Below are 17,216 nucleotides of genomic sequence, written 5' to 3'. Positions count from 1 at the left end.
AGTATTCAATGTGACAAGTTGTTTGACTGACCAATGACCAATGACCAATGACCAATGACCAAAACTCATGACTAAAACCCATGCTAGTACCACTTACCCGCCAGACATTTGAGCAAATCATTCCCTTGATTGCGACAGCTCCCCAGTATTCTTACTACTGGGGTAAGTTCCCAGAGTTTTTAAGGCGACTGCTGATTTCGGTTGTCGCCGTAGTCGTCGTATTGCTCTTAGGACTCTTTTTGGGTGAGGGGTTTGATCCCTTACGCTTTCTCTTAGTTATTATCACTGGGTTGTACTGGTTTTGGAGTCCTGTCTACTGGGCAAGTCGGCGTAATCTGGAGGTACGTCGCTATAAATATAGCGGCTTCTGGCAAGGTCGAGTATTGGATGTATTTGTCACCGAAGAATTGATTGGTACTGAAGAAAATGTCAACAATCGGGGTGAGTTGGTGATTGTGGAAAATCGGGAGCGATGCCTTAATCTAGAAGTCGGTGACGAGACTGGATTTACCACGCTTCTACAAGTCCCTCTACGCCGCACTCACAAAGGCATTGTTGCCGGTCAAATTGCCCAGATGGTGGTGATGTCTAATCAGCCTGATTTATCCCGTATTGCCAAAAGCAGTGATATTTATATTCCTCGTTTGAATATCTGGGTAAGTGACTATCCTTACTTACAGCATGATGTGTTTAACCAAGTTAGTCGCAAGTTAACTCAAGCCGAGGAGGATGATTATCCAGCTAAGCGTGTGGTTAAGACTCGCCGTCGCCGACGTTGAGGGGATGGGTAAGCCGGGGGAGCCTGTAGAGACGTAGCATGCTACGTCTCTTAGCTGGGGAAGTACGCTGCATTAGTCAGGGCGGGCGCGAGTTACATCTGGGTAAGGAAAGAAACGATAGCAGTAAAACCCGCCCCTACACACGAGAGGCGCCATACCAGATGAGCGGAGTGAAGGGTCAAAACTTCCCCACGCTCACGCACCAGAATTCAACTGACACCGGCACTATCCTGCCCATACGCCTGCCATGCTAAGTCTACCAGTCCATTAACAATAGCCGCCCCCACAACCGATGAACCTTTGCGCCCTTCTATGCGAATATTAGGCACTAAGGAGTCTTCGAGTCGGGATTTAGCAACATCCACCTCAACAAATCCTGAAGGCGTACCAATAACAAGTGCGGGGCGGATTTCTTCTGCTTCAATCAATTCCACCAAAGCCGTTAGCGCCGTTTGCGCTTGCCCTACCACAAAAATCCCCTCTGGGTAGCGTCTGGCTAGGGTTTGAATTCCCCAAGCCGCTTTTGTCTTTTCTTTTTGGGGGCGCGTGATGGCTTCCATGCTGCAATAGACGGGATTGGCAAAGGTTTCTTGGATGTGAGGCGTAATTCCCACCTGTACCATCGGCACATCAACCACAATGGTAGTACGAGCCGCTAGCGCCGCTGCACCGGCTTGTAAGGCACGTTCGGAAAAGCGAATTAGCTTTTGATACTCAAAGTCGGCTGTGGCATAAATCACCCGGCGCACAATTTCGTACTCGGCGGGTGAAAAGGTATGAGCGCCAATTTCGCGATCGATAATTGCCAAACTTTGAGCATCTGTTCCGTGCCATTCCATGGTGTCTCTCAATGCCAACCCGATTTTTGAGCCGTGACAACTTTAGGGCTGACCCTAAGTCAGCTTCCTAGATAGCTTATCAGACTATTCTGACATTCAGTAGACCGAAAACTTTCGCGATCGCTCACTCTGCCTAGTAAGGAATAATGTAGCGTGTCATACAAGTTACTTTACCGCTATTATCAGCATAGCATAGTGGGAAAAACTCGCAACTCAAGTGGCGAGCGAGCTAAACGCCTCGCTCAGTTTCATCCCTCGCGATTTATCCGAGGGAGCCTGCACCATCGCTTATCCTGTAAACTAGCCAACCTGTCACCAGGAGCCATCTGGATGATATTGCCGCTTTCATTGTTTTAGCAGGTATTTTTGCTCAGAAAATAAACGTTTATAATCGATTGACTAGATATTCAAGACCCATTTATGGCAGCATCATCTTGGCATCAAGGTTGGGACATCACTGACGAGGAACGAGAGGTTTACCGGAAACGTTCTCAGGCGTCGAGTCGAGCCAAAGCCAAAGCTGTTCGGGGTGAGGGACGAACTCCAATTCATCCGATTAACGTACCTCGGCTCAATCCTGACTATCTAATGCCACAATTAGCTAAGAACGGTTTGCGATCGCTCTCTTTATTCAGTGGTGGTGGCGGTCTAGATCTGGGCTTTGATCGCGCTGGATTTACCCATGTTGCATCTTACGATATTTTACCTGAATCGAGTGTTACTCTGAAGAACGTTCGACCCGAATGGAAGGTGTTTGCCGGTGAATCCGGGGATGTTACCCTGGTAAACTGGCGAAACTATCGAGGCTTAGTTGATATTATTCATGGTGGTCCACCCTGTCAACCCTTTTCTGTAGCCGGTCGTCATTCTCGACGATCATCTTGAACCGTCATTTTTTCCCCTTGTTCACCTACTGGGAGTTTTCTTGTTGGTTGAGATAGAATTTAAACTTTTCTCGTAATTGTTCAATACTTAAATGCTGTGTCCAATATTCTACCAAGGCGTGACCAAATGCCCAGGCATTGCGATCGGGAGAAGAGGAATTATCTAATAATAATGACCAAAGCGATCGCAAATCAAATTTGTTCGGCGTATCTCCCTCATTCAGTAAGGCGAATAAGTCATACGCCATCTGTAATTTACCAATCACCACAGGTAACTGTTCGACGGGAATTTGTTCAGCTAGGGCAAAGGCTAATGTGGGAGATCCGGTTGTTAATGTGGAGACAAACTGTAGCACCGGACTTTTGAGAAACGCCGCTAACCCCTGAGTCGTTGCCATCTGAAATGTATAATGGTCAATGATTTTAGCCGCTTCTACCAAGCGGGCTTCTCGGTTTCGCAAAAAGCGGGCTAGACGCAGTTGTTTAGCAGGTGCGATCGCGTCAACTAATCCTAACGATAGCGCCTCGATATTCCAAGGGGTGCGCCCGGTTTTCACATCAGCCGTCACCACAGGTAACACGCGATCGCACCATTTCCCTAAACTCTGGGCGCGATACTCTGTCGCTTCCCGAATCGCTTTTTCTTTGCTACCTTCACCCCATTGCCAATCATAAGGGGGTTGCCATTCTCGGATCGGGCGCAGGCGATCAACTTGGGTGACAATGGTAATCGCCGGTAAGTCTTCAATATCGGCTTCGATTTCCTGGAGAAACTCCGCATCCATTTGTAGCGCCGGATCGAGGGCGGGGGTTACCAGTAGCAGTAAATCGGCGTTCGTGGCATAATCGAGTACCAAGTCCCGTAAATCGGATCGGTTGACTTGTTCATATCCCGGCGTATCCCACAGCGTCAGGGTTTCTCCGGTTGGGGTTTGCCAGTGGTAATTCTGTATCGTTTCGGTACTGGGTAAGACATCGACTTCGGCACGGTCTGCCTGGAATAATGTATTAATTAGGCTACTTTTACCTGATCCAGTACGCCCTACCAGTAATATACTCACCGGCTTTTGTGCAACCGCTTCCACGGGTTGGGCTTGTTCGAGGATATCCCGCAGGGTTTTGGTTTTTACCTGGGGGAGTTGGGGTTTGGGTGGGGAGATGGTAGCTGAACCCGGTGGGTTACTTCCACTATAAAGCGCGATCGCTTGTCGAGATAAGTTCTTTAACGCCGCTTCTCGCAGCATTTGTCCTAAATTTACCAACAGTTGCTGGGTGGCTTGATTACTCGAACGCTGACTCGCAAGTCTTGCTAGCGCCGCCACTGGATTCATTACCCACTGCGCCCAACTCCAGGCTTGCCAAAGTTTGCGGGCGGAGGGTTCCAATTTCTGGTACACTTTATAGGCTTGTAATCCCTGTCCCACGGTTACTTGATTCAGCGCCGGCGATAATTTCTGCATCCACTGATCCAAGTCATCCACCGTTCCCCGAATTAACCCGTAAGCTTGGGGAATGTAGATATTGAGTAAGGGATATTTCGCCTCTGGCTGATAGATATGGGCGATGGCGATAACAAGTTCCTGACATCGTTGCCAAAACCTTTGCCAATCTTCCCACATCGGCGGATCATCCTGTGCCTTTTTCAGCACCGTTTGCAGGGCGGTTTCGGCGGTTTGAGTCGCCTCATCGGTGGCTCTTAAGGTGGTTGTTTCCTCTGTGGTGGCGTCAAGTTGATCCCTAACCTCCGCCACGGCGGCTTCTACTTGATCGAGGGTTGATCCGGTCCATTTCACCAGCAGCCAACGCCAACCCGCGAAGATCAGGATAAAGATAGCCCAGATCCAATTAATCCCCCATTCGTGGATTTGCCAACCTGCCGATAGGAGTAAGAATATAATGATGGACGCGATCGGCATTGCCAATACGATCCATTGCCACGTTTTTAATCGCACCATTGTCTAATCCCTGCCACAGAAAAGCCTCCGTTATAGCTATCCTAAATGAAATGGCAGCCAATGTAGGGCGAAGGGCGCCGCTCTTGAAGCTCTTGAAGCCGGGGATGTAGGGGCGGGTTTTACAGATAACTTATAGCAACAACTGATAACTTCAATAAACCCGCCCTTCTGAGGAAGCAGAGAGAGCGGGGGGAGCGATCGCACTGTTTACGGCGAAGACAGCGCAACGATGAACATAAATGACGAATGACAAATGACAACCATCACCATTCGCGAACAGGAATCAACCGATAGCGGATTTACGGCGACTCTCAGTTTTGATGGGCGGGTGAATTATCCCATCGCGATTACTGATCCTTTCACCCCGAAACAAGAACAGAGTCTGGAATGGTATTTTGAACAATGGTTGGTGTTTCCCCAATTGGGAACGGTGAAGGCAGCACAGGCAAAGGAATCTGTCAAGTCTTACGGGGAACAATTATTTGAGCAGGTATTTAGAACCAATATTGACGCCTATAGCGAGTATCGGCAAATCCGGGGGAATTTAAGTCAGATTCAAATCGAGCGGGGAAACAGATTTCTTCTTCTCTTACTCTTACTCCCCCCCTTTCAAAGGGGGGGACGGGGGGGGATAAAACTAATGCGTCGCCAGAGTCTTTAGATAGTAAGGCGGGATTAGGTGGTGGGGAAGTATCCCCCCCAACCCCCCTTCAAAAGGGGGGAGAAAATGCCCCAGCCCCTCTCAATCCCCCCAACCCCCCTTTGAAAGGGGGGCTAATGAGAGTCTGTTGCGGATTCAGCCGGTTTTTCCTTATTTCTTGCGGATGAAGCTGAATCAACAGGATGGGGCGATGCGGGAAGCGTTGCGTGAGGGGTTTAAACGTAATTATTTGGGGTTGGCGGGTGATTATCAGCAATTGATGAAATCGAAGCAGGCGCAAGAACGGCAATATAAGATTGAATTTAGCGATCGCTATTCTCAAGCTACCATCTATCACAATTTAGGATTACTGGCACAAGCCCTGGAAAACTACGCCGAAGCCAGGGTGAATTTACAGACAGCCTTAGAGATATATCTAGAATATCAGGATGATTATTGGGCTAATGTTGCACGGGAAGCCTTAGCACAACTCCCAGATTGAGAAGGGCACGATGATATCGTGCCCCTACGCCATCAATTAGGCCTGGGTGTCGTAGGGGTACGGCATTGCCGTACCCTAATCCGATGAATTCCCCGATATCCCAATGTAGAGACGCGCCATGGCGCGTCTCTACCCCTCGCGGGAGACGCTCTGAGCGTGGTGGGGTAACACTCTGAGCGTGGTGATGGGACGCTCTGAGCGTGGCGGGAGACACTCTGAACGTGGTGAAGGAACGCTCCAAGCGTGGCGGGAGACGCTCTGAGCGTAGTGATAGTACACTCTGAGCCTTGCAAGATACACTCTGAGCGTGGTGAGAGGACGCTCTGAGCGTGATGGCAGGACGCTCTGAGCGTGGTGAGAGGACGCTCAGAGCCTCGCGGGAGACACTCTGAACGTGGTGAGGGGACGCTCCGAGCGTGGTGGAGGAGTTATGGTAGGTTGGGTACAGCCTCTGAGAAACCCAACAGAGTTTGATGTAGGGGCGGGTTTCACCAGTATCTTTGCGGTTGCAACTCTAAGTCACTAAACCCGCCCCTACACCCCCCGCTCTAAGAGAGCTTTACCTTAAGTTGTCATGCATTTAAATTGGGTATTAGTAGCGAGCAAGATGCTCGCACTACAGGGATTTCGCTATTATTAACATTAAGGTTTAAATGCCGGAAAATCAGGTATTCCACCATATTTCTGGCGATACAGTTCCTCAAACGACGCCTCAATATCCCCATTATGGTCTTTGAGAAGTGCGATCGCGTCCTGGCGGGGTCATCAGGGGGTAATATATTTTCAAATGAATTAAGTTCGGAAGTTGTGAGTTGAGTATTCATAATGTCCACATCGGCTAATTCAGGGATAGTTAGCCTCAATCAGAATAAGTTGTCATATCTTTTGTTCCTTTTTCCCTCAACTCACTACAATAAATGAATGATGTAGGAGTGAAGACTTGAACGATTTTACTCTAGCCAATCAGGAATCTTTAGATGAATTAGCCTGGGCAATGGAAGCCTCTCAGGGACAGTTTTGCCTGATGTTGGCGCGTTGTAACTATGGGTATTTGCGACAACGCCTAATCCAGCAACTGCAAGAGGAATGTACCTTTGACATCCGAGTCATTCACCTGCAGCCAGAAGACAGAACCCTATTTAGCACCGTGCGATCGCAACTGGCACAAGACATGCCTTCTGCCCTTATGATATCTGGCTTTGCCGCTTTAGAAAATGTGGACGAAATGTTCGCGGCTATGAATCAGGTGCGGGAAGAGTTTCCCAAGAATTTTCCTTTTCCTTTCATCTTATGGATGAATGATCGGGTTTACATTCGACTGTTGAGAATTGCCCCCGATTTCGAGAGTTGGGCAACAACAACCGCCTTTGCGATACCAACAGATGACTTAATTAATAGTCTCCAGCAAGCTGTCAAGTCCCTATTCACCAAAGCCTTAGCCGTAAATTCCCCTCAATCTTTATATAAATTAGCCAACATTTTAGACCTAAATTACTTAACTCGTTCAGAATTCGAGGTAGCCTTAAAAGAATTATCCCAGCGGGAACTAGACTTAACCCCCCAGTTTGAGGCAGATTTAGCATTTCTACGCGGATTAAATGCCGGGGATAGTCTAGAAGCCTTAGATTATTTCCAGAAAAGCCTAGAATTTTGGCAACAACAAACCCACGTAGGGGCGGGTTTTACAGCTAACCCTTCGGTTGAAACTAATAACGTAACTAAACCCGCCCCCTTTTCAACCATCGATGTCAATTTTACCGATACTCGTTCTAATCAAACCGATAATCTAAATCAACCCGCCCCGTTTCCAGCCGTCGATGTCGATTTTACCGATACTCGTTCCAATCAAACCGATAATCTAAATCAACCAACCCTTATTGAAGAACCCAGAGAAACGATTACCCCCAAATTAAAAATCGGGTTAGTATTATTTCACATTGGACTCTACCACTATTACGCCGTTGATCGAACAAAACACCGCGAAGTAAATTGGCAACCCGCCAAGATTGCTTTACAGCAAAGTTTGGACATCTTTGAACAAGAAAACCGCCCCGATTTAGCGGCAAAATCCATTACCCAACTCGAACGAGTCTTGCAACGGATGCAATCCTGGGATGAATTAGAAGAAATAGCGCGAAAGGCGGTATCCTTGCATCAACGGTATGGAATTACCAATAAATTAGCCCAAGATTATAGCTTTTTAGCCGAAGTTGCCTTACAGCAACAACGCTGGGAAGATAGTCGCCAAGCAGCACAACAAGCTGAGGATATTTTAGCGCAACTCCCGGAACAGAAGCGATGGGTTCAGGGATTAAACTTGCTATTTTTAGCCCAAGCCGAACGCCATTTAGGGAATAAACACGACGCGATCGCGCATTTGGTGCAAGCCAAAGATTTAGGCGATCGAGGACATCCTTTAGTATATATCCGAATTTTAACCGAATTACGCGACCTTTATTTTGAAGAAAAGCATTATTTAGCAGCATTTGCCACAAAGCAACTGCGGCTCTCTATTGAACAACAATATAGTATTCGAGCTTTTATTGGTGCGGGAAGACTCCAACCCCATCGACAAGAAGCATCAGCCAAAACCGATAATCAAGAAACAGTTGCGCCGGAAATTATCGCATCAGGGCGACAGCGAGATTTAGAGCGATTATTGGAGCGGATTGGCAGAAATGATAGTAAGTTAATCGTGATTCATGGGCTATCTGGAGTCGGCAAAAGTTCCCTAGTGAATGCGGGATTAATGCCAGCGTTGAAGCACAGAGTTATTGGTATTCAAAATAATTTACCTCTTTTAATCCGAGTTTATACCAATTGGGTAGATGACTTGAGCAAGCAGTTAGTCACGGATGAGTTAGAGGAGGAAAAAACGGCAAAAAATCCTGTAGGGGCGGGTTTAGACGATAGCGTTTCTAGAAAACCACCAACCTTTCAACAAAACCCGCCCGATTCTTCTGTAGGGGCGGGTTTAGACGATAACCTTTCCAGAAAACCACTAACCTCTCAACAAAACCCGCCCGATTCTTCTGTAGGGGCGGGTTTAGACGATAGCGTTTCCAGAAAACCACCAACCTTTCAACAAAACCCGCCCGATTCTTCTGTAGGGGCGGGTTTAGACGATAGCGTTTCCAGAAAACCACCAACCTTTCAACAAAACCCGCCCGATTCTTCTGTAGGGGCGGGTTTAGACGATAACCTTTCCAGAAAACCACTAACCTCTCAACAAAACCCGCCCGATTCTTCTGTAGGGGCGGGTTTAGGAGATAACCTTTCCAGAAAACCACCAACCTTTCAACAAACCCCGCCCTACACCAAAATCCTGGAACAGTTAAAGCAAAATGAACAGCACAATATTAGGACAGTGCTAATTTTTGACCAGTTTGAAGAATTCTTCTTTGTTTATCCCAATTTAGCGCAACGGCGACCCTTTTGGGACTTTTTAGGAGAATGTCTGAATATTTTATCAGTCAAGGTAATTTTATCGCTACGGGAGGATTACCTGCATTATCTTTTAGAGTGCAATCGCCTAGATAGCCTGAGTGTCATTAGTCATGATATTTTAGGCAAAAATGTGCTGTATGGGTTAGGGAATTTTTCACCAGCAGATGCTCGCTCAATTATAGAAGATTTAACCACGCGATCGCGCTTTTATCTAGAACCTGCCTTAATTGAGCAACTGGTCAAAGATTTAGCCGATCAAACGGGGGAAATATTACCCATTGAGTTACAGATTGTCGGAGCGCAACTGCAAGCAGAAAATATTAAAACCTTGGCTGAATATCGAGAGGTAGGTACGAAAGAGGAGTTAGTTAAGCACTATGTCGAAGCCGTGATTGAGGATTGTGGTGTTGAGAATCGGCAAGCAGCGGAATTAATGTTGTATTTGCTGACGGATGAAAAGGGAACTCGTCCGCTAAAGACTCGCACTGAATTAGAACGGAATTTAAAGGAATTAGTTGATGATTTAACGATAGATGCGAGTAAATTAGATTTGGTACTCAGGATTTTTGTTGAATCAGGTTTAGTGTTTCTATTGCCAGAGATGCCCTCTGATCGCTATCAATTAGTTCATGATTATCTAGCCGCATTTATTCGTCAGCAGCAACAACTCGGATTATTAAGAGTGTGAGATTCAGTCCTGACGGTCAAATGTTTGCTTCGGCTAGTAAGGATGGTACAGTGGAACTGTGGGATTTAACTCTAGAAAGTTTACTGCTACGCGGTTGTAATTGGCTGCGAGACTATCTCAAGACTAACCCAAATGTGAGTGAGAGCGATCGCACAGTCGGCGACAATATTGAGAGAAGCGGAAAATGATAGCATGGGGGAGTTCAAAATGATGTCCGATCGCGTCTTGTGTGATAGCATTGATAATTAACAGTAAAAGACAATGAATTCAGACAAACGTTCTTGGTGAGAACGAGTATCCGATCCTGATCCCAAAATTCGAGAAGCAGCACACAGAGAGGGGGAACAAGAAGCTGATGACTTCTACAAACAAGCCTACCCAAATTACAGCAAAGCAACAGAAGGAACAGAGACTCCAAACACCCCAACAGAAGAAGAATGAACCTGTATTTGAAGTTTACGATCCTGTTGATGTGCGTGGTGTCTGGCTAGGGCAAGAGCAAGGATATCAATGGCATCCGGGTTGCTACGTTCTACATCGGGAAATCAAACAAGGGCAATGGTGGTATATGATCACTCGTCCTTACCAAGGCAATAATAATATCACTCAACTTTCCTACCCTATTGCTTATCCCTCAGAAAAGTTACGGAAAACCGAGAATCCGACTCCTTTAAAAGTTACAGGTGGCATCTATAAAGCCAATGAATTCTTACAACAGTATGGCGCATCCTTGCTCAAAAACGCGCTCAAAAACAGTAACTAAATTTTTATTTGACAATAGTCTCACCAACCGCCTAGGGTTGAAACCCAAGGCTGAAAGCTTGCATTCGTCTTTAGACGACTAGATAAGAATGTTAGTCCATTTTAATGGACTTAGGCTATTAGCCCGGAGTTTGAACTCCGGGCTGGTTTTCAGATTTACTTTATACCTTTAAATCGTTCTTTCGCCGACTGAAACGCTTCTTGCATCACCGATTGAATCTTCTGGGGATCTGGTTTTTTCCCACCCATTAAATCCCCAAAATAAACACAAGCCCCCTCACCCAACGCCCAAGTATAAGCCGCCGCCCAAGACGCCGCGATCGCACTCCCTAAACCGGGTAAAAATTTGATTAACTCTCGTCCCACGGCTTGCGCCACAAAACCCCCCGCGATCGCACTCACGACTCCCCCAGCTTGAGAAGGCGTCAGCGTCTGCCCATATAATTTCCCCAACAACCCAACCAGCGAGACTTGTAGCGCAGTTAAAACGGGCATTGTAGCAAAAGGTAAAGGTACAGCCGCCAATGTTGCTGCCATAATCGAAAATGACAAAATATAACGTCGCCCGACATCCCGGTAGAGATTACCAAGTTGCTGACTGGCGTCTCCCTGTGCCAATAATTGAGAAATGGCACGAGATTCGGCTTCCGGTAATAACTCAGCTAAGGCGTCGCTGACTGCCTCTAAGCCATAAAATACAGGATTATACTCATCTTCTTCTAAGGTAAAATCAATCATCACCGCCCGATTATAAAGTCCCTTAAAGGTGTCCTGAATCGCCGCAAATGCACGATTGACCTCTTCATACTCCGGCGGATAAGCAGGATGATCAACGACATCAGCCGGATAAAGTTCATGTAAACAAGTTACAGCCAGCAAACAGGGAATCTGGGGATATTCCTCTTGTAACTGTTCAGCCACCTGTCGCAGCGTATCCGTAGCAAAGTCATTAATTTTCACCGTCAAAATCAGGATTCTGGCACGATGAGTATCCTGTTCCAATTCACCCGCCAATTCCTGAATAATGATCGGTGTTTCTCGGTTAACATCACCCAAACCCACAGTATCGGTAAAAATCAGCAACGGTAGGTCATTCGACGGATAGGCATAACGCTCAGTATATTGTGTATGGGGACGAAATCCCTGACCCACAATCTCCGCCGAAACCCCTGTCAATCCCCGCACGATGGAACTTTTCCCCGATTGGGGTTTGCCAATCAGCAACGCTTGGGTTGTCGGTAGTTCTTCCCGCACCGACGCCAAAATCTTAGCGACTTGAGTTTCATTAACACTAAACCAGTCAATAACGGTTTGTGTCACTTGTTCTGTGGGAAGGAGTTTCTGTAAGCGATCAGTTGCTGTACTCCAAATCCCAGCCATGCGATTCGTCCAGGAATTATCAACCGATTTTGGGGTTGTCCCTTCCCTCGGTTCCTGCACCTGCTGAGAATCAGTCGATGGCACGTCAGTCTTACGTTTGTCACTCATCCTAAATAAAACGAGGAATCCCTTCAATCTAAGATTACAAGTAGAGACGTGCCATGGCGCGTCTCTACCGATTGATTGGTTGAACATGGGTCCCGATATCCGATTCTGTATCCGCTAGATTAACCGAATTCACCCCTAAAAATCCCTCGCTGGTATGAGGCGGGTGATCTCGCAATGTGCGATAAAAATCCTCAATCACCTGATCAGGGACTTGGCGCTGGCGCTGTCGGTTCCAAGCTTTGCAGGTTTCCAGGGGAGTGCTGAGATACCAGGCTAGCCAGCGCACGGTTTCACCAGATATATTGGGCAACAGCGATCGCCGCCATTCGGGTTTGGCATTGGTTGCATCGTAAATCACCGGGTTACCATTGGCAATTGATCGATGAATTTGGCGCAACACTTGCGTCTCAATCAACAACCAATCCCCTTGGATATTCTCATCACCAAATAGCTGCGCCCGGATCGCGTCTGTGGACACAATCACGGCTTTGGGTTCAAGTTGAGTCAGTTTGGTAGCTAGGGTAGACTTACCCGAACTAGGAGGACCTATGAGAAAATGACAAATCATCAATAAATTGTTTCATATCATGTCTGGTCAAACACCCCTGCACAGGCAGTAATATTTCCTTGAATAGAGAGCTTGGCTCCCTTTTTACACTTTCTGAGGCGTTTGAACTTTTTACATTGTTGTGGTATTTTAGTGTAGCGAATGGAATGCATAAGGTATGCGGCGTTTTCGGCTGGTCTTGGTTGCTCTGCTAACTTTTGGGCTGGTGACAGGGGCATCGTTTTTGAAGAAAGCCTTCTCGGTGACTCTTTGTAGTTTGCTGTTCTTTAACTCGACGGCTTGTTACCGATGGAGTGATCCAGGCAGAGTCAGTGCAGCGATCCCGACTATTGAGGAAGCAGCCCCACCTGAAACGCCTCAAGAGATTGCCATCCCGCCAATTATTCGGCAAGCTCCCATAGATTTACAGGATTCGCTGGCAGAGGATTTTGTGATTTCTCGGCAGACACCTTACAGATCGGGGCGGAATGAGATTCTGGTTACGTCACCTTCAACGGGAACAGAGCAGCGTTATCAGATTAATTTGCCGGGGACGGGAGATTTTCAGCTGTATGAGGCAGCATTTAGTAATGTGTCTATCAACAACCCTAGCCAGGTGGTTGAGGGGGGTACTTCTCAATTGAGTGCGGCTCAAATTCAGGCAAAGTTGAAGAGTTTCAAAATTACGTTCAACAACGATAACTTACCTGCTGAGGTGGTTCTGGCAGATGGAACGAAAGCAGAGTTTACCAACACAGAGGCAGTAATTCGCTCACCGAATGGGCAGGTGGTAGAAACGGTTCCGATTTCAAGTGCGGGGTTCCCAACGGATAGGAATATCGCCGCAAAGTCTTATGCCAAAGTTGGCGAAGCGGATTCATTGTTGCTGGCTCAATCGAATCAGTCGGGATGTCAGGGTAATATTCGCAATAAGTTGGCACGGTTAGCTGACGACATGACGGGTAAGGGGGAAACGATCAAAGCCGCTGCTAATTCTGATGAAGCGATGCTGATGACTTGGGTTTTGACATTTGGTGCGCGAGCGATGAAGGAGTCGATTAGCGATCGCAATGTCAAGTTGGAAGAAGTAGCCTGTCAACCTCCTGTACAATGCAATCAACCCCAAATGTATGAAGGGGGTAGTGAGATCAGAACTGACCTTTTCCAATTGCCTGTGGGAACAAACCGTCAAGTTAGCCTAGAGTATCAGTTTTATCAGATTCCAGATCGGCTAGAGCTTTCTTATGAGGGAGAAATTATTTTTGATGTTGGTCCAGCTTCAGGTCGTAGCACACAGACTATTTCTAGTTTGCCAGATGGAGCAGGATATGTAGGAATCAGGCTGATTGGAAACGACAATTCAAACACAAAATGGTGGTACACAATCTCGTGTGCTGGTGAGAAACCCCAGGAACTTGGAATTGATCGATGGTGGGCAACAGCCGGAGATAGTGAACCAATGATAGTGAACTGGACTGTAGAAATTCCACAGAATGCAGAAGGTGAGTATCAGTTAGAAGTTCATGTTACGGGAAGAAATTCATGGAATCTAACTGATGGCTCCACAGTTACCGTTGATCAGGGCGCACCAATTCTTCTCGGAGGATGGAAAGAGTGGTTAGGCTCAGTCGATATAGGTAATCTCAAACCAGGTTATCACATTATTAAGATAGATGGGTTTAAAGTACCGGATGAGCCAACTATTGAGGAAGTTAGATTTAAACTAGATGGAAATGCAGAGCCACATCCAGAATTAACAGCACTTTTTATCGCTGATCGAGAGCCATACAAAGGCTCTGATGCTAAAACACTTGCAGAAAAGTATGCTCCTATTCTTTACTTCGATAAGGGTGAGATTGGTGAAAATAAACCAGAAGGCTATCCAACTTCTTCTAGCATTAATGAAACATGGGGAAGAACTGAAAATAAACCTTCTCCAAAAGGAGATTCAACACAATCTATCGATCTCTCAAGCTACGGAGATAGTCCAACTTATTGTGCAACCCAGATTAATGAAATATATGCTTTAGTATCTAGTGATGATAGTGGAAACATAGCTATTAATTATTACTTCCACTATCCACGGAGTAACTGGAAATATTATGATGGATTTAATACTCATCAAGGTGATTGGGAAGGAGTCACTGTTTTTATAAACGGAAATGAAGAGAAAGTCGCGTTTTCCCAACATGTAAGCACATCAGGTAGTTATGGTGGAATGATAGTGCCTCTGGATTTGCTTGATCGTCCAAAATCTGATGAAAAGAAATTTAATGTGTATGTGGGGTTAGGTGGTCATGCTAGCTATCCTTTTCAAGGAATCACAGGTTGGAGATATCCCTACATCGCAGGATCTGCTAATAGAGAGTTTCATAAAGGCGATCTAAAAGTTTGCGGGAGCGGTATTTCTGCAAATGTTGAAGTCTTGTCTCATGTAGGAAGGTTCAGTTCAACTCCAGATAGTCAAGATTATCAGAAATACGCTTGGTTATTATTTCCTGGTCTGTGGGGCAATGATGGTAGCGCTCCTAGAGGACCGCTCTTTTTAGATTCCAATACATATGACTTTGATATTAGAAAGGATGAAGGATTAGGAGTAAGATGGTTTAATCCGTGGGGATGGGCACAAAGATATTTAAAGGAGCTAACTCCAGGTATAAATGATTGGAGTACAATCGATCAATTTATTGTTCTAGGAAATGAAGGAAATAACACTCTCATAGCAGACGAGAAGAGAAGTATTCTCAGAGGTGGAGATGGTAACGACATCTATAAATTGGAAGATGGTTTGGGTGAGGATATTAATGGCAGCTTCATTGAAGATACAGGAGGTGACAACGATAGCTTAATTCTAGAGGACTATGATTCGCCGATTCGTGCGCCAGTCAATCACATCATATCTCTATCTGGGCTAGTAAAAAATCAGATCGGTCTCTATAGAGATGGGACAGCCTTAATCATAGATATTAGCCAAGATGGACAAGTGCGATACGCAGAAGACTTAACGCTTTTAGATTTCTTTGATGATTCTTCTGATGCGAATCCTGGTAAAGGATTTATCGAGACAGTTGGAAACTTGAGAGGAAGTGACATCTTATCGTTTTTCCGCAACAATTAAGACAGTTCTTGAATCGTTCATTGAGTTAACATTAACTAAAACTAAATTTGACAAACAAATACTAGCGTAAAAATGATGAAAGTACTCAGCAAATTAATCCCGGTAGTATCAAGCTCTATTTGCCTTGCTACGCTTACACTTTTAACTTCTCAGACTACTCTTGCACAAACCTCTAATAGTTCTGGTGGGTGTTTCCAAACTTTAGCTAATGCTGATCGGCTCTACCTAGATGGAGAAAGAACCGCAGCCGAGCAACTCTATCGCCAGTGCAAACCCTCCATCTCTGAACAAAGCCTCATTACCTTCTTCCCCGAACCCATCACCAACCCAACCCAACTACCACCCGATGGACAAGTCTGGTGGACTGAAGCACAAGCCGGGTATGAGCAGAACCTTGAATCTAAATTGTTCGTACCTCTCAACCAACTTATTGAGAAGTATCCAGGATTTGTTCCAGCTTATAATTTATTGTCCCAAGCGCTAGAGAAATATGATCGGAGTGAGGAAGCATTAGAACCACTCGAGCAAGCAGCAACATTATTCCCATTTAATGCAGATATTGCTAAAGCTAGGGTCATGGCTCTGCGGGAGGCAGGTGAACGGCTAGAGGCATCCATTGCCGCACGGCTCTTTGCCATCATCAACCCTGATCATCCAGAAGCCAATGAGTTTAAAGAAATGGCAGAGGAGGACTTTAAATCATTTCGTCGGAGTACTCGCCGAGAGTTTGGCATTACAGGAGGGATTGGAGCCGCTTTAAACCTAGTCTTTGGCGGTGGAAATCTCCTATCCAGAGGGTTAGAAACTGCACAATTTGTGAGACTTCTCACAGCGGGCGAAGAAAAAATGGGGTCTCAGTTAGCTGAAGCACAAATTGAAAATCATACCCTGGTTGAAGACCCAGTTATTGTGGACTACGTCAAGAAAATCGGCGAAGATGTTGCCAATCTCATGGGTCGGGATGAATTTGACTATGAATTCTACGTCATCCAAGACAATTCCCTCAACGCCTTCGCCCTGCCAGGTGGCAAGGTGTTCGTGAATACAGGAGCAATTTTGGCAGCCAATTCTGAAGCAGAGTTAGCGGGACTAATGGCTCATGAAGTGGCTCATGCTGTTTTATCCCATGGCTATCAACAAATCGCTCGGAGTAACCTACTTGCCACTATTGGTGAAGTCACCTCTCTAGGAAGCATCGCTAATTTGGTCACTTTAAATTTCAGTCGGAACCAAGAACGGCAAGCTGACATCCTGGCAACTCGCGCCCTCGCCGGATATGGCTATGCGGCTGACGGACTTTACAATCTGTTTGCGACACTCAATAAACAGTCGTCTGGCTCTAATCCACCCGAATATCTTTCCACTCATCCTGCCCCGCAGAATCGTCTGCAATACATCCAAGCCCTGATCCAGCGCAATGGCTATAACCGATACTCTTATGAGGGCGTTGAGGAACATGCTCGAATTCAGCGACGGTTAAGAGAGTTGCGCTGAGGAAGCCGTCAGAACTGAGTTACTCGTGGACGAGAATTCGACTTTGCTACAAATCTTTGCGCTAGGGTAAATA

Annotated in this window: 13 protein-coding genes and 1 pseudogene; 10 read left to right on the top strand and 4 right to left on the bottom strand. The window is 46.2% G+C overall.

The window, feature by feature from the left end; translation table 11 throughout:
- The first annotated feature begins 80 nt into the window (after positions 1–80).
- Entirely contained in the window at positions 81–779 is a 699-nt protein-coding gene (locus RLO19_RS27115; protein ID WP_446360482.1) for a phosphate ABC transporter permease, read from the top strand.
- Between the two features lie 209 nt (positions 780–988).
- Here the strand turns inward: RLO19_RS27115 and RLO19_RS27110 are convergent, their stop codons facing one another.
- Positions 989–1,618, bottom strand: coding sequence for a precorrin-8X methylmutase (locus RLO19_RS27110; RefSeq protein ID WP_446360481.1), 630 nt, complete (start codon positions 1,616–1,618; stop codon positions 989–991).
- Positions 1,619–1,771: 153 nt separating this feature from the next.
- Between RLO19_RS27110 and RLO19_RS27105 the strand changes: the two genes are divergently transcribed.
- Complete coding sequence (locus tag RLO19_RS27105) at positions 1,772–1,975, top strand: hypothetical protein (RefSeq protein WP_446360480.1); 204 nt, start codon at positions 1,772–1,774, stop codon at positions 1,973–1,975.
- A 63-nt stretch (positions 1,976–2,038) separates the two neighbouring features.
- Positions 2,039–2,503, top strand: a complete 465-nt coding sequence (locus RLO19_RS27100; protein WP_446360479.1) for a DNA cytosine methyltransferase — start codon at positions 2,039–2,041, stop codon at positions 2,501–2,503.
- A 25-nt stretch (positions 2,504–2,528) separates the two neighbouring features.
- Here the strand turns inward: RLO19_RS27100 and RLO19_RS27095 are convergent, their stop codons facing one another.
- Positions 2,529–4,457, bottom strand: a complete 1,929-nt coding sequence (locus tag RLO19_RS27095) for a GTPase family protein (RefSeq protein ID WP_446360478.1) — start codon at positions 4,455–4,457, stop codon at positions 2,529–2,531.
- 253 nt (positions 4,458–4,710) lie between these two features.
- Here RLO19_RS27095 and RLO19_RS27090 point away from each other — a divergent pair, with 253 nt between their 5' ends.
- The 5 genes and pseudogenes from RLO19_RS27090 to RLO19_RS27070 all read left to right on the top strand — a co-directional run bounded on the left by RLO19_RS27090 (position 4,711) and on the right by RLO19_RS27070 (position 10,497).
- The gene (locus RLO19_RS27090) at positions 4,711–5,118 is read left to right on the top strand and encodes a hypothetical protein (protein WP_446360477.1); all 408 of its coding nucleotides are present in this window, start codon (positions 4,711–4,713) and stop codon (positions 5,116–5,118) included.
- 127 nt (positions 5,119–5,245) lie between these two features.
- Entirely contained in the window at positions 5,246–5,599 is a 354-nt protein-coding gene (locus RLO19_RS27085; protein WP_446360476.1) for a tetratricopeptide repeat protein, read from the top strand.
- A 940-nt stretch (positions 5,600–6,539) separates the two neighbouring features.
- Positions 6,540–9,725 (top strand): annotated as a pseudogene (locus RLO19_RS27080) (nSTAND1 domain-containing NTPase); the annotation flags it as partial.
- Positions 9,726–9,730: 5 nt separating this feature from the next.
- On the top strand, positions 9,731–9,922 hold the full coding sequence (locus tag RLO19_RS27075) for a hypothetical protein (protein WP_446360475.1): 192 nt from the start codon (positions 9,731–9,733) through the stop codon (positions 9,920–9,922).
- Positions 9,923–10,089: 167 nt separating this feature from the next.
- The gene (locus tag RLO19_RS27070; protein WP_446360474.1) at positions 10,090–10,497 is read left to right on the top strand and encodes a hypothetical protein; all 408 of its coding nucleotides are present in this window, start codon (positions 10,090–10,092) and stop codon (positions 10,495–10,497) included.
- A 155-nt stretch (positions 10,498–10,652) separates the two neighbouring features.
- Here RLO19_RS27070 and RLO19_RS27065 read toward each other — a convergent pair whose 3' ends face one another.
- Complete coding sequence (locus RLO19_RS27065; protein ID WP_446360473.1) at positions 10,653–11,984, bottom strand: YcjF family protein; 1,332 nt, start codon at positions 11,982–11,984, stop codon at positions 10,653–10,655.
- A gap of 64 nt (positions 11,985–12,048) precedes the next feature.
- Positions 12,049–12,552 (bottom strand): AAA family ATPase, encoded by a 504-nt coding sequence (locus RLO19_RS27060; RefSeq protein WP_446360472.1) that lies wholly within the window; start codon positions 12,550–12,552, stop codon positions 12,049–12,051.
- 157 nt (positions 12,553–12,709) lie between these two features.
- Between RLO19_RS27060 and RLO19_RS27055 the strand changes: the two genes are divergently transcribed.
- Positions 12,710–15,649, top strand: coding sequence for a hypothetical protein (locus tag RLO19_RS27055; protein ID WP_446360471.1), 2,940 nt, complete (start codon positions 12,710–12,712; stop codon positions 15,647–15,649).
- A gap of 72 nt (positions 15,650–15,721) precedes the next feature.
- The gene (locus RLO19_RS27050) at positions 15,722–17,143 is read left to right on the top strand and encodes a M48 family metalloprotease (RefSeq protein ID WP_446360470.1); all 1,422 of its coding nucleotides are present in this window, start codon (positions 15,722–15,724) and stop codon (positions 17,141–17,143) included.
- Positions 17,144–17,216 lie beyond the last annotated feature (73 nt).

Origin of the sequence: Coleofasciculus sp. G2-EDA-02 (genome assembly GCF_040226375.1) — a bacterium.
GTDB lineage: Bacteria > Cyanobacteriota > Cyanobacteriia > Cyanobacteriales > Coleofasciculaceae > Coleofasciculus.
Note: the sequence above shows the minus strand (reverse complement) of the source record. Positions and strands in the feature narration are given on the sequence as shown.